The sequence below is a fragment of the Rhizobium skierniewicense Ch11 genome (assembly GCF_023757665.1).
GTDB classification, from domain to species: Bacteria; Pseudomonadota; Alphaproteobacteria; order Rhizobiales; family Rhizobiaceae; genus Agrobacterium; species Agrobacterium skierniewicense.
In genome coordinates, this window is sequence record NZ_RXPG01000011.1 from 25,015 (window position 1) to 38,327 (window position 13,313).

Sequence of the window (13,313 nt, forward strand, 5' to 3'; positions counted from 1 at the left end):
GCTGAAAGCCGCTTCGCGACACTGCGCGTGTCAGGAGCTTTATGATGTTTGATATCGGCTGGAGCGAGCTTCTGGTGATTGCGGTCGTATTGATCGTTGTCGTTGGCCCGAAAGACTTGCCGCCCATGATCCGCGCTTTCGGTAAGACGATGGCCGGTTTGCGCAAGATGGCCGGCGATTTCCGCAGCCAATTCGACGAGGCTTTGAAAGAAGCCGATATGGACGACGTTCGTCAGACGATATCCGACGTCCGTAATCTGAACCCGACGAATTCGATCCGCGATGCGATGAACCCGCTTCGCCAGCTGGGCAATGAGATCAGGGCTGATTTGAAGGGGGCAACGACCCCGGCAAGCTCTCCGGCGACCAGCGCGCCTGCCGGTGCACCAGCGGTCAGCCTGGCCGAGCCTGACATGAAACTCCCCGATGGCCCGCCTGCCATCGCCACGCAGGCTGCCGCTGCGGTCACGGCGGTCGGTCCTGCAACTGCGGCCACTGCAAGCGTAGCGCCTACGGACGCCGCGGCCCCCGTCGTCGTCGCAGAAACCGAGCAAAAGCCACGGACCATACGCAAGTCGGCATCTCCGAAATCCGTTCAGGAAGCCGAAGCTGAAAAGGTGGTTGCGAAACCCAAGCGTGCCACAAGGACCGTTTCGGCCAAGACGGAGGCCGCAAAAACGGCCAGTGACAAGCCCGTTGCACCCAAAAGCGCTCAACCGGCTGTTCTGACCGAGGTCGCGGCAAAAGTAACAAAGGTCAAGGCCGCTAAGGCGACAGTCGCGGCGGGAAAGCCGATGGTCGACAGAGCCAAAGCGGTGGTGAAAAAGACCGATCCAGACATGGCGGCGTCGGTTACACCCGCAAAAACAGCAAAGACGGCCAAAGCCAAAAAGGGTGAAGCATGAGTGCCGATATCGGAGATAAGCCACAGCCGCTTATCGAACACCTCATGGAGCTGCGCACGCGGCTGATCTGGTCGCTTGGCGCTTTCTTCATTGCCTTCATCGGTTGCTTCGCTTTCGCCAAGCAGCTGTTCAACCTGTTGGTCATTCCCTACAAATGGGCTGTGATCTGGGCCGGGCTTGATGTCGCCAAGTCTTCGCTCATCTATACCGCGCCACAAGAATTCTTCTTCACCCAGATCAAGGTCGCGATGTTCGGCGCGCTGGTCATTTCGTTTCCGGTCATTGCTTCTCAGCTCTACAAATTCGTGGCGCCAGGTCTCTACAAGAACGAACGTGCAGCCTTTCTGCCGTTTCTGATCGCGTCTCCTCTGCTGTTTCTGCTTGGTGGTGCGCTCGTCTATTTCTTCTTCACGCCCATGGTCATGTGGTTCTTCCTCGCCATGCAGCAATTGCCCGAGGATGGTGAGGTCGCGATTTCGCTGATGCCGAAGGTGTCGGAGTATCTCAGCCTCATCATGACGCTGGTGCTGTCCTTTGGTCTGGTATTCCAGTTGCCGGTGGTCACCACGCTTCTGGCGCGGGTCGGCTTGCTGACCAGCCAATGGCTCAGGGAAAAGCGCAAATTCGCGATCGTCGGTGCCTTCGTGGTTGCAGCCGTGCTGACGCCGCCGGATCCCATGTCCCAGATCGGTCTTGCGTTGCCCGCGATCCTTCTCTACGAGATTTCCATACATTTGGCTCGACTCGTGGAGAAGAAGCGCGCTGAGGAAAATGCAGGCCGTGAGCTTGAGGATTCCAGTGAGGACTGACGGTTTCCGCCAGGATCTTCTTCAGACGCCGGGCCTCATGTCCCGGCGTTTTGTTTTTCAAAACATGATGCAAATTACGGTCTGGAACCACGATGCACGATATTAAATGGATACGCGAAAACCCTGAAGCCTTCGATGCTGGCCTTGCCAGGCGCAACGCCGAGCCGCAATCCGCGTCGTTGATTGCACTTGATGAAAAGCGCCGTTCCGTGATCCAGACGCTGCAGGACATGCAGTCGCGCCGCAACGCGGCATCCAAGGAAATCGGCGCGGCGATGGCCCAGAAGAATGCCGAGCTTGCCGAAAAGCTGAAGGCCGAAGTCGCCGACATCAAGGAGAGCATGCCGCGCCTTGAGGAAGAGGACCGTCAGGTGTCGGCGGAACTGACCGACGCCCTGTCGCGCATTCCCAACCTGCCTTTCGATGACGTGCCGCAGGGCAAGGACGAGCACGACAACATCGTTGCCCGCGTTGTTGGCCAGAAGCCCGGCTGGAACCATCCCGCCAAGGAACATTACGAAATCGGTGAGGCTCTCGGCTACATGGATTTCGACCGCGCGGCAAAACTGTCGGGATCGCGCTTTACGGTGCTGACCAATCAGATCGCCCGGCTGGAGCGCGCGCTTGGGCAGTTCATGATCGACCTGCACACCAGCGAGCATGGCTACACGGAAGTATCTTCGCCGCTGATGGTGCGCGACGAGGCGATGTATGGCACCGGCCAGCTTCCGAAGTTTGCCGAGGATTTGTTCAGGACGACCGATGGCCGCTGGCTCATTCCAACAGCCGAGGTGACGCTGACGAACCTTGTCGCCGGTGAAATTCTCGACGCTGAAAAGCTGCCGCTGCGCTTTACCGCGCTGACCCCATCGTTCCGCTCTGAGGCCGGTTCTGCCGGTCGCGATACACGCGGCATGCTGCGCCAGCACCAGTTCTGGAAATGCGAACTCGTGTCGATCACCGATGCCGAAAGCGCGATCGAGGAACATGAGCGCATGACGGCCTGCGCCGAAGAGGTGCTGAAGCGCCTCGGCTTGCATTTCCGCACCATGACGCTGTGCACCGGCGACATGGGCTTTGGCGCGCGCAAGACCTACGACCTCGAAGTCTGGCTTCCCGGGCAGGATACCTACCGCGAAATCTCGTCCTGCTCGGTCTGTGGCGATTTCCAGGGGCGGCGCATGGATGCGCGCTACCGCGCCAAGGGTGAGAAGGCGACGAAGTTCGTGCACACGCTCAATGGCTCGGGCACGGCTGTCGGCCGCTGCCTGATCGCCGTTCTGGAGAACTATCTGAACGAAGATGGTTCGGTGACCGTTCCGGACGTGCTGCTGCCTTACATGGGCGGCCTGACGCGGATCGAAAAGGCTGCCTGATAGACCGGAGAGGACGTTTCATGCGGATTTTGCTGACCAATGATGACGGCATTCATGCCGAGGGACTGGCAGTGCTTGAGCGCATTGCCCGAACCATTTCAGATGACGTCTGGATTGTCGCGCCGGAAACGGACCAGAGCGGGCTTGCCCATTCTCTGACGCTCTCGGAGCCTCTGCGTCTGCGCAAGATTTCTGACAAGCATTTTGCCCTGCGTGGGACACCCACCGACTGCGTGATCATGGGTGTCCGCGAAGTGCTGCCGGGCAAGCCGGATCTGGTTCTTTCGGGTGTCAATTCCGGTGCCAACATGGCCGACGACGTGACCTATTCCGGGACCATTGCCGGTGCCATAGAAGGCACGCTCCAGGGCGTTCGCTCCTTTGCGCTCAGTCAGGCTTATGCCCACACCGGCCATGCAGAGCGCATCGTTCCCTGGGAGGTGGCTGAGACCCATGCCCCTGATCTTATCCGCAAACTGATCGATGTCGATCTTCCAGCCGAAACATTTCTCAATCTCAACTTCCCCAACTGCGCTCCCGCCGATGTGAAGGGCGTGAGCGTGACGGGGCAGGGTAAGCTTGATTTCGGCATGAATGTCGAGCAGCGTCAGGATGGACGGGGTCTGCCCTATTACTGGCTGCGCTTCGGCGAGCGACTGGGCGATTTTCTCGAAGGCACCGATATTCACGCTGTCAGGGATGGCCGTATCTCGGTAACGCCGCTCAAGCTTGATATGACGGATTACACGGTAAAAGATCGCGTGGAAAAAGCGCTTGGACTTGGAGTGCAAGGTTGAAGTCTGCAATGGTCGAGAAAGAGGGCTTCGCCGCCCTGGTGTTGAGGTTAAGAGCCGAAGGCATTTCCGATATCGACCTGTTGACGGCGGTTGAGCAGTGCCCGCGTTCGCAATTCGTGCCCGCGCAATTTGCAGCGGACGCCTATTCCAGTCGGACCATCCCCATCGATTGCGGTGCGTTCATGGAAAGCGCCGATATGGCGGTGAAGCTCGTTCACCGGCTTCAGGTCAAGCCCGGCCAGCGGATTTTGGAAATCGGTACTGGCAGCGGTTTCATGACGGCGGTGATGGGGCGGCGTTCGGAACGGGTCGTTTCGATCGACCGTTACAAGACGCTGGTGCAAATGGCGCAGAACCGCATGGATGATCTCGGCATTCGCAATGTGGTGATCAGGCAGGCCGATGGCATGAATGGTCTGATGGGCGAGGGCACGTTCGACCGAATCATCTCCACAGCTGCCTTTACCGATATGCCACGCTTTTTTACCGAGCAGATCGTGTCAGGCGGCATGATGATCGCGCCGATCCTGTTGGAAGACGGACGCTGCGTCATGACCCGTTTTTCCAAGACGGGCAGCCGATTCGAGCGTGAGGAAATATTCGAGACGCCTTATCTGCCAATCGAACCGCACATTGCGCGGTACCTGTGACAAAATGAAACCCGGTCATGTCGGGTGCGTATGGGCTTCATTTTGAGCAACGCAGTCATTGAAAAATATTTTTAGCCGTAAACGCCTGTGGAACAGGGATTTCAGCACCCTGTCATGGTTATCGAAGTGTCAAAAAACATCAAAATCGCATGACGTTTTAACGGCGTGGTAACACTAACGCGCTTTAATCATCTCCATCAACGCATGGTTTTCCCAACTCGGGAGAGGGGCCTTGCAGAGTGTAATTTTCAGCCGGATCGATCCCGATGCGGCGGTTGGCGTCAGTGTAGATCGAGTCATGCGTATGAGTAATTCGCCTAAAATCGGAAAATCAGTCGCAAAGATGTTCGCAGCGGCATTGCTGGCAAGCGTCGCAACGGGTTGTAGTTCGGACGCCACGCGATTTGGCGGCCTGTTTTCCAGCGGACCAGACCAAATGACGACTGCATCCATTCCTTCGCGCGGCGGTGCTGTACCTGCGCCCGTTCCGCAGAACGACATGAACAACGGCGGTGGCTATGCCGCCTCTGCGCCGCAGGGTGGCTACGCCAACCAGAATACGGCGATGAACCAGCCTTATCCGGCATCCAATGGCGGCTATGGTTCGGTTCAGCCCTCTTCTGCACGCGTAGCCTCGTCTTCGGCATCTGTTCAACGTCAGGAGCTTTCGGCTCCATCGCCGTCCAGCCGCCGCGAGCCTGCCACGCGTAACGAAGCGATGGCGCAGCCAATGCCCTCGGCGCGGTCGAATTCGGCGCCTTCCATGGCCTCGGCCCGCGTGCAGAGCAATGGTGCGGACAATCTCTCGACAGGCTCCATCAAGGCCGCCGACAATGGCTGGCACACCGATGGTGCGTCTTCGGTCACGTTGAGATCGGGTGAGACCATCGCAACGCTGTCCAAGCGCTATGGCGTACCCGAGAAGGCATTGCTTCAGGCCAATGGTCTGTCCAGCGCATCTGCTGCGGCACCCGGCCAGTCGATCATCATTCCGAAGTTCGGTCAGTCCCGCAACGCAGCCCGCGCTGCATCCGGCAATATCGACCTCAGCAAGAACAACAACAGCCCGACACCGACGCGTGGTCCCGAGCAGAACGTGGCCGTTCTACCAAGCCAAGGTGCGGCGCGCGACAAGGCTTCGGCAGACGCTGGCAAGTTGACGCCTCCCGGCGGCAAGCCACTTCCGCCAGCTGGTGGCTACAAGGTTCAGGCAGGCGACAGCCTTGCCAAGATCGCTCGCGCAAATGGCGTCTCGGTCGCCGACCTGAAGGCTGCAAACGGAATTACCGATGGCAGCGTTCGTATCGGCCAGACGTTGAAAATCCCAGGTGCCGGCACCGATGGCATCAAGACGGCATCGGTTCAGCATCAGGCGCCGGCGGCCACCAAGCCAGTCGAAGCACCGGTGGCGACGGCGAAGGTCGAGGCACCGAAGGCGCCAGCCGCAGACGCCAGCGTCAGCGACGTTGAGAAGAAGTCGGACATGGCGTCGATTGCGCCGGAGTCGACGGGTATCGGCAAATATCGCTGGCCGGTTCGCGGCGCTGTGATCTCCGGTTTCGGTGAAAACGTCGATGGCAGCCGCAACGATGGCATCAACATCTCCGTGCCCGAGGGTACGCCGATCAAGGCCGCTGAAAACGGTGTCGTCATCTACTCCGGCAACGGCTTGAAGCAGCTCGGCAACACCGTCCTTATCCGTCACGACGATGGCCGCGTCACGGTTTACGGCAACGCTGCCAATCTGGAGGTCCAGCGTGGCCAGAAGGTTCAGCGCGGCCAGACCGTTGCAACGTCCGGCATGACGGGCAGCGCAAAGCGTCCACAGGTTCACTTCGAAGTCCGCAAGGACGCCACACCGGTGAACCCATCCTCTTTCCTCGAGTAGGTATTGCGTCTCAGGAATGGAAAAAGCCGGGTCAACGCCCGGCTTTTTTTCGTTTCAGGGTCTCGTCAGCCCGACCGTGCGTTCGATGAAGTCTGCAATCGTGGCCGTATCGTCGAGATCAAATACCGGCAACGCCGTGTCAACGATGGCATGATCGGCAGCGATGGCGATGATGTGCGGATCGGATGGGGCGAGCGGCTCCGTCTTTGCCGCCTCCAGCCGACGTGCCTCGATCTTGGAAACGGGTTCGTATTTGTAGCCCTCGATCAGGACCAGATCGCAAGGCGCGATCCGCGAGAGGATGTCGGCGAAGGATGGCTCCGGGCCTCCGCGGAGTTCGTGCATGATGGCAAAGCGGGTGCCAGAGACGATGGTCACTTCATGCGCGCCTGCCTGTCTGTGCCGCCAGCTATCGGCACCGACCTTGTCGATATCGAAATCATGGTGTGCATGCTTGATCGTGGAGACGCGGTAGCCTCGCGCCGTCAACTCCGTGACGATGCGGACGGCGAGTCCTGTCTTGCCTGAATTCTTCCAGCCGGAAATACCAAATACTTTTTGGGTCATACGGACATGCTTCTCAAAAAAGTCTCGGCTGTGGCGAGCTCATCCGGCGTATTGATGTTGTAGAACGGGTCGATGGACGCGGTTTCGCTTTCGAGCGTGGCAAAGGTCACACCCAGCGTGTGATGCCGCGCCAAGAAGCTGCGGATGCGGCGGTTGTTGTCATCCGCCAGCCAGTGTTCCAGATCATCTGCGATGGAGACGGGCCACAGACCGAATACCGGATGGACATGACCGCTGGACGCGGCGATGACGATGGCGTCCTCCTGCATGATGTGATCCGCGAGGCGCGATGACAGGTCGTCGGGGAAGAACGGACTGTCGGCGGGAACGGTCAGGATATGCGATGCCTGCGCAGCGTGGTTGGCGAAGTAACGCATGCCGGCAAGAATGCCTGCTAGCGGACCGGCGTGACCGGCCTTTGTATCGGGCACCAGCGGCAGTTCGAACGTCTGTGCCCAGGCCTCCGCTGCATTGAGGGCGAGTTTGGAAACCTGAGGATGGACGCGCTCGATGACGTGGGTCAACAACGGCTTGCCGCCAAGTTGGCTCAGCGCCTTGTTCGTGCCCATGCGTCTGGAAAGACCGCCCGCCAGGATGAGGCCGGGTGTGGCTTGTCTCGATGTCATCACGCTTTGCCTTGCTGCATGTCCTGATGGTGTCGGCGTTCCTGAACGCCGGTATAGGCGCTTGCCATAATCGCCAGCATCGCATTGAGCAACATCATCAGCAAGAGGGGCGTCGTCCCCGCCTCCTTAGAGAGCAGCGAGGAGGCAAGCACCGAAAGTGCGGCTCCTCCGCCGATGGTCAGCGCGCCACCAAGGCCTGACGCGGAACCAGCCAGATGCGGCTGGACGTTCACCATGCCAGCATTGGCGCTCGGCAAGGTCACGCCATTTCCCACGCCGATCAGGGCGAGTGGCAGGAAAAACTCGTAATGGCTGTTGAGGCCGAGAAAGGGCAGGGCGATCGCCCCGACGATACCGGCAGTGGCAATGCCGTTTCCTGCCAGCATCATCCGGGAAATGCCCACCCGCTGTGCGTAACGGCCGGACAGGAAGTTTCCGAGCATATAGCCGCCCGCCATGAAAAAGAACTGCATGCCGAGGACGGCGGGTGTCAATTCGTAGAGCACGCTACCTACGAAAGGCGCGCCGCCCAGAAACGAGAAGAACACGCCGGATGAAAACGTGGAGGTCAGCGCATAGCCCCAGAAACGTTTGGAATGGAGAAGCTGCGGCCAGGCCTTGAACTGCGCGGAAAAGCTCGCCGATTTCTCATGGTTGGTTTCTCCGAGGTCGAAAAAGACCAGAAGAAGCATGGCCACGCCACAGCATGCGACGAGAACGAAACTGGCTTGCCAACCGGCGATGTCATTGAGGACGCCGCCGATTGTGGGGCCGACCATAGGAACAGCCGACATCCCCATGGTCACATAGCCGATCATCGATGCTGCGCGGTCCGCAGGCACCATATCGCGCACGATGGCACGGGACAGGACAAATCCGGAGGCGACGACGGCCTGGAGCAGACGACCGATCATGAAGACGGTGATGTTGGGAGCGACTGCACAGATCACGGTCGCAATGATCATGATCGAGAGGCAGGCCAGCAGCACTGGACGTCTACCGTAGAGATCGGACAGAGGACCGATGAGCAGTTGCAGGGCGGCGGTCGCGGCCAGATAACCCGAGACGGCGAATTGCATGACGGCGTAATCGGTTTCGAAATACACCGCCATTGCCGCCAGAGACGGCAGGAAGATATTGATGCAGAGCGCGGCAACGCCCGAAACGAGCACGAGTGTCGCGATATGCGGCGGGGTTGATCTATCGAGGAAGCGGACCGTCGTCATTGTATTCTCGTGGATGTCTTTGCGAGCGGTGGCTGCTTACGCCTGCTTTCACGGTAGAAGGTGTAGAGGCCCGATGCGACGATGATGGCCGTACCGAGCAAAATCCACGGCGTCATCTTCTCACCAAACACGATATATCCGATGGAGAAGGCCCAGATCATGCTGGTGTAGCGGAAGGGCGCGACAAAGGCGATGTCGCCGCTGCGCATCGACAGGATAACGGCCTGATAGCCGATGACGACCAGAATGGCCGCAGCGAAGAGGTGGAACCAGACAGAGACGTCCATCGGTTGCCATCCGCCAAAGGGGACGATCAGGGCCGCACCAAAGATGGTGTTCACGACTGCGGTGGTCATCGTCACCGTGAGCGAGGGAATATCGGTATACATGCGCCGGGTCAGGAGATCGCGGCCCGCGGTGACGAAGACGGCACCCACCACGAGCAGTGAAACCGTTGTAAAGCCATCGGGAGCCGGCCGCAGGATAATCAGCACGCCGATGAAGCCGACGAGGATCGCGGTCCAGCGTCGCCAGCCGACCGGCTCGCGCAGAAAAATGGCAGCACCCAGCGTGACTGCAAGGGGCAATGACTGCATGATGGCCGACACATTGGCGAAACCCATGGTGGCCAGCGCCCGCAGGTAAAGGATAGATGCGGCGACTTCACAGAGACAGCGCATCAGGATGATGGGCCGCATGATCGTCTTCAGCGGACGCAGGGCGCCCATTTGGCGGGCAATGAAAAAGACGAGAACGCAGGTGATGACACCGCGAACAAACAGAATTTGGCCGGTGTTGATATAGGGCGTGACGGATTTGGTGAAGGCGTCATTGATCGTAAAGCATGCCATCGCGAGCGCCATCAGCAACGCGCCGCGGGTATTGTCCGTCAATGCCATGATTCCAAATCCCAGATACGGAACGGCGTTGCTGCCTGTCGTACGACTCCGCCCACTCCTCTTACAGAATAGGGGTGACATGCGTTTATCTGGATTTCAATCGAATAATCTCAGGAGAGTTGAATAATGCGATATCAACCGCCGGTCACACTCATATGGCGCGCGACGGCGGGTCTCTTATGGGTTCGGTCTATGATGAAATCGTGACCCTTGGGCTTGCGCAGGATCGCCTCGTCGATGGCTTGCGACAGAAGCGCGTTATCGTCGGAAGCCCGCAACGCCGTGCGCAAATCGGCGGCATCATCCTGACCAAGGCACATATACAGCGTACCGGTGCAGGTGAGGCGAACGCGATTGCAGCTTTCGCAGAAATTATGGGTCATCGGTGTGATGAAGCCGAGCCGACCGCCGGTTTCCTTCACGGACACATAGCGTGCGGGACCCCCGGTCTGGTAGCCGATATCGCTCAACGTGAATGTCTCTTCGAGTGAGGCTCGGACCTGCGACAGCGGCAGATAGCGGTCCGTGCGGTCCTCTTCGATCTCGCCCATCGGCATGGTTTCGATGACGGTCAGGTCCATGCCGCGCTCATGCGCAAACTGCATCAGATGAGGGATCTCGTGCTCGTTGAAATCCTTGAGGGCTACGGCATTGAGCTTGATCTTGATCCCAGCAGCAAGCGCTGCATCGATACCGCCCATCACCTTGGAGAAGTCACCCCACCGGGTGATCTGCTTGAACTTGTCGGCATCGAGCGTGTCGAGCGACACATTGATGCGGCGCACGCCGCAATCGAAAAGTTCGGCGGCATGGGTCGCCAGTTGCGAGCCATTGGTGGTCAGCGTCAGCTCGTCCAGAGTTCCGGCCTGAACATGGCGACCGAGATCACGCACAAGATGCATGATGTTCTTGCGAACGAGTGGCTCGCCGCCGGTCAGCCTGATCTTGCGTACGCCCTTGCCGATGAAGGCGGAACAGAGTCGGTTCAGCTCTTCCAGCGTCAAAAGGTCCTTCTTGGGCAGAAATGTCATGTGTTCGGACATGCAATAGGTGCAGCGAAAATCGCAGCGATCCGTCACAGATACGCGCAGATATGTCACTGCGCGGCCAAACGGATCGACCATCGGTGTGGTGCTTTCCGCCAGCGATTCCGCTGTAGGAAGCGAACCGAGGAAGCTGTTCACGCTGAAATCTCCATTGCAATCTGCCGCATATGCGCTGCCTTCATGTAGTGGCTTGCCCGCAGGCGGGCAAGGTCATAAGTGTGCAGTATATTATCATGGGACGGAAATGAAAAATGAGTGAGCCCTGGCCAACGGAATTGCGGGTATCGAATGACAAGAAACATCTTGTCGTGACATTCGACAATGGCGCGTCCTTTGAACTGTCCGCTGAGCTGTTGCGCGTGCTTTCACCATCGGCGGAAGTTCAGGGCCATGGGCCGGGCCAGAAGATCACCGTGCCGGGCAAGAGACATGTCGCCATTCGTAACGTCGTGGCTACCGGCAATTACGCCGTGCGTATCGCGTTCGATGATGGTCATGACAGTGGCATCTACACGTGGAAGTATCTTTTCGAATTGGGCGAGAGCGGTGACGCACTGTTCACCGGTTATGAAGGGGAATTGGCAGAAAAAGGCTTGAGCCGGGAGCCCAAAATCCGTTAGCAGGAATGCATATTTCATACAGGGACAGGGGTGACACTTGGCGGTCGAGGGAAATGCAAATGATCTGGCGCAAGTGGTCGTCCTGTTGGCGGCAGGTGTCGTCGCCGCGCCTCTTTTCAAGAAGATAGGTCTGGGTTCGGTTTTAGGCTATCTGGCCGCCGGTCTGGTCATTGGCCCGTTTGGTTTCGGGGCGTTTTCTGACCCGCAGGCGATTATCCACATTGCCGAACTCGGCGTCGTCATGTTCCTGTTCATCATCGGCCTGGAAATGCAGCCTTCCCGGCTTTGGTCCATGCGTAAGGATATTTTCGGGCTTGGTGCGTTGCAGGTCTTGACCTGTATGGCCGGGCTGACGCTGGTGGGCCTCGCGCTTGGCTTTCCGCTCATTCATTCTTTCGTCGCCGGTACGGGCTTCGTGCTGACCTCCACCGCCATCGTCATGCAGATGCTGCAAGAGCGCAACAGCATGTCGACGCTGAAAGGCCAGCGCATCATCGCCATCCTTCTGTTCGAAGATCTGGCCATCGTGCCGCTTCTGGTGCTGGTCGCGTTTCTCGGAGCGGGTGGTGAGGCTGTGACGCTTTCGGAGCGGATGACGTCGATCGGTATCGCGCTGGCCGCGATTGTCGCCCTGGTCGTCGCTGGTCGATACCTGCTCAATCCGTTCTTCCGTCTGCTGGCATCATCAGGCGCACGCGAAGTGATGACGGCTGCGGCCCTGCTGGTCGTGCTGGGATCGGCCCTGTTGATGCAGGTCAGTGGCTTGTCGATGGCGATGGGTGCCTTTCTGGCGGGGGTGCTTCTGTCGGAATCCTCGTTCCGTCATCAGCTTGAGGCCGATATCGAGCCCTTCCGTGGTATTCTTCTCGGCCTGTTTTTCCTTGGCGTCGGCATGGCCATCGATCTCAAGGTCATCGCAGCCAACTGGCAACTCGTGGTGATGAGTGTCATCGCCTATATGCTTGTCAAGGCACTGCTGATCTACTGCGTGGCACGGGTCGTGGGCACCTGCCAGCGCGAGAGCATCGAGCGGGCGGTTTTGATGGCTCAAGGTGGCGAATTCGCCTTCGTCCTGTACTCCGCAGCACTGGCTGCCGGTATCCTCGATGCAGAAGCCAATGCGGTGCTGACGGCGACCATCATCATTTCGATGGTCCTCACGCCACTGATGGTCATTGCCCATGATCGCATTATGCCGAAGGCCATGGCCAAGACGGACGACCTGGATTTGCCCGAAAATGTCGATGGCAGCATCCTGATCATCGGCTTCGGTCGCTTCGGCCAGATCGTCAGCCAGCCCCTTCTGGCGCGCGGCTATACGCTGTCATTGGTCGACAGGGACGCGGACTTCGTGCGCGATGCATCCGACTTCGGCTTCAAGGTCTACTACGGCGATGGTTCGCGGGCGGAAATTCTGCATGCAGCGGGAGCGGGCTCGGCGCGCGCGGTACTGATCTGCGTGGACGACAAGGAAGCCGCCATCCGCATCGCCGAAATCGTCAAGCATGAATTCCCGCTGGTGCCGGTGCTAGCCCGCGCTTTCGACCGTGGCCATGCGCTCGACCTCCTGAAAGCCGGTGTGGATTATCAGATCCGCGAAACCTACGAATCTGCGCTCAACTTTAGCGAAAAGGTGCTGACAGCCGTGGGTGAAGAGATAGAACTGGCCGAACGCTTGGTGGAAGAATTCCGCGATGTCGACAAGGAGCGCTTTGCGCTCGAGGTCGTCGGCGGTGTCTATGCCGGTCGTTCCCTCATCCGCGGCAATGCACAGCCTGCCGATATTGTCGCAGCCCGTACCGCACGTGAGCGTGCAGAACGTGAGGCGCAGCAAAAAGAGCTTGAGGAAAGCTAACGGCAGTGTCACGCGCTTGTCGCATTGTTACTGTTGAACGGCGGCCACG

At 58.9% G+C, this 13,313-nt stretch carries 13 protein-coding genes; 8 read left to right on the top strand and 5 right to left on the bottom strand.

Translation table 11 applies throughout. The features are described 5' to 3' along the window. Positions 1-44 precede the first annotated feature (44 nt). The 6 genes from tatB (at position 45) to EKM04_RS10905 (ending at position 6,425) form a co-directional block, all read left to right on the top strand. On the top strand, positions 45-905 hold the full coding sequence (gene tatB, locus EKM04_RS10880) for a Sec-independent protein translocase protein TatB (RefSeq protein WP_183897293.1): 861 nt from the start codon (positions 45-47) through the stop codon (positions 903-905). Continuing rightward, complete coding sequence (gene tatC, locus EKM04_RS10885) at positions 902-1,714, top strand: twin-arginine translocase subunit TatC (protein ID WP_174152825.1); 813 nt, start codon at positions 902-904, stop codon at positions 1,712-1,714. The genes tatB and tatC overlap by 4 nt, the downstream gene beginning before the upstream one ends. Before the next feature lie 92 nt (positions 1,715-1,806). Beyond that, a complete protein-coding gene (gene serS / locus EKM04_RS10890) occupies positions 1,807-3,090 on the top strand; it encodes a serine--tRNA ligase (RefSeq protein WP_183897294.1) in 1,284 nt (427 codons plus the stop codon). Between the two features lie 20 nt (positions 3,091-3,110). After that, the gene (surE, locus tag EKM04_RS10895; protein WP_174152827.1) at positions 3,111-3,887 is read left to right on the top strand and encodes a 5'/3'-nucleotidase SurE; all 777 of its coding nucleotides are present in this window, start codon (positions 3,111-3,113) and stop codon (positions 3,885-3,887) included. After that, positions 3,884-4,537, top strand: coding sequence for a protein-L-isoaspartate(D-aspartate) O-methyltransferase (locus EKM04_RS10900; protein WP_174152828.1), 654 nt, complete (start codon positions 3,884-3,886; stop codon positions 4,535-4,537). The genes surE and EKM04_RS10900 overlap by 4 nt, the downstream gene beginning before the upstream one ends. A gap of 298 nt (positions 4,538-4,835) precedes the next feature. Further along, a complete protein-coding gene (locus EKM04_RS10905; RefSeq protein ID WP_412762992.1) occupies positions 4,836-6,425 on the top strand; it encodes a peptidoglycan DD-metalloendopeptidase family protein in 1,590 nt (529 codons plus the stop codon). Positions 6,426-6,479: 54 nt separating this feature from the next. Here EKM04_RS10905 and mobB read toward each other — a convergent pair whose 3' ends face one another. From mobB to moaA, 5 genes are all read right to left on the bottom strand, one after another. Continuing rightward, the gene (gene mobB, locus EKM04_RS10910) at positions 6,480-6,992 is read right to left on the bottom strand and encodes a molybdopterin-guanine dinucleotide biosynthesis protein B (protein ID WP_183897295.1); all 513 of its coding nucleotides are present in this window, start codon (positions 6,990-6,992) and stop codon (positions 6,480-6,482) included. Beyond that, positions 6,989-7,618, bottom strand: coding sequence for a molybdenum cofactor guanylyltransferase MobA (gene mobA / locus EKM04_RS10915; RefSeq protein ID WP_183897296.1), 630 nt, complete (start codon positions 7,616-7,618; stop codon positions 6,989-6,991). The genes mobB and mobA overlap by 4 nt, the downstream gene beginning before the upstream one ends. Then, positions 7,618-8,844, bottom strand: a complete 1,227-nt coding sequence (locus tag EKM04_RS10920; RefSeq protein WP_183897297.1) for a multidrug effflux MFS transporter — start codon at positions 8,842-8,844, stop codon at positions 7,618-7,620. The genes mobA and EKM04_RS10920 overlap by 1 nt, the downstream gene beginning before the upstream one ends. Further along, a complete protein-coding gene (locus EKM04_RS10925) occupies positions 8,841-9,743 on the bottom strand; it encodes a DMT family transporter (RefSeq protein ID WP_183897298.1) in 903 nt (300 codons plus the stop codon). Before EKM04_RS10925 ends, EKM04_RS10920 begins: the two co-directional genes overlap by 4 nt. A gap of 134 nt (positions 9,744-9,877) precedes the next feature. Then, a complete protein-coding gene (moaA, locus tag EKM04_RS10930) occupies positions 9,878-10,867 on the bottom strand; it encodes a GTP 3',8-cyclase MoaA (RefSeq protein WP_178111545.1) in 990 nt (329 codons plus the stop codon). A gap of 173 nt (positions 10,868-11,040) precedes the next feature. Between moaA and EKM04_RS10935 the strand changes: the two genes are divergently transcribed. Next, on the top strand, positions 11,041-11,409 hold the full coding sequence (locus tag EKM04_RS10935; RefSeq protein ID WP_183897299.1) for a gamma-butyrobetaine hydroxylase family protein: 369 nt from the start codon (positions 11,041-11,043) through the stop codon (positions 11,407-11,409). 37 nt (positions 11,410-11,446) lie between these two features. Then, complete coding sequence (locus tag EKM04_RS10940; protein WP_183897300.1) at positions 11,447-13,264, top strand: monovalent cation:proton antiporter-2 (CPA2) family protein; 1,818 nt, start codon at positions 11,447-11,449, stop codon at positions 13,262-13,264. The last annotated feature ends 49 nt before the right edge of the window (positions 13,265-13,313 follow it).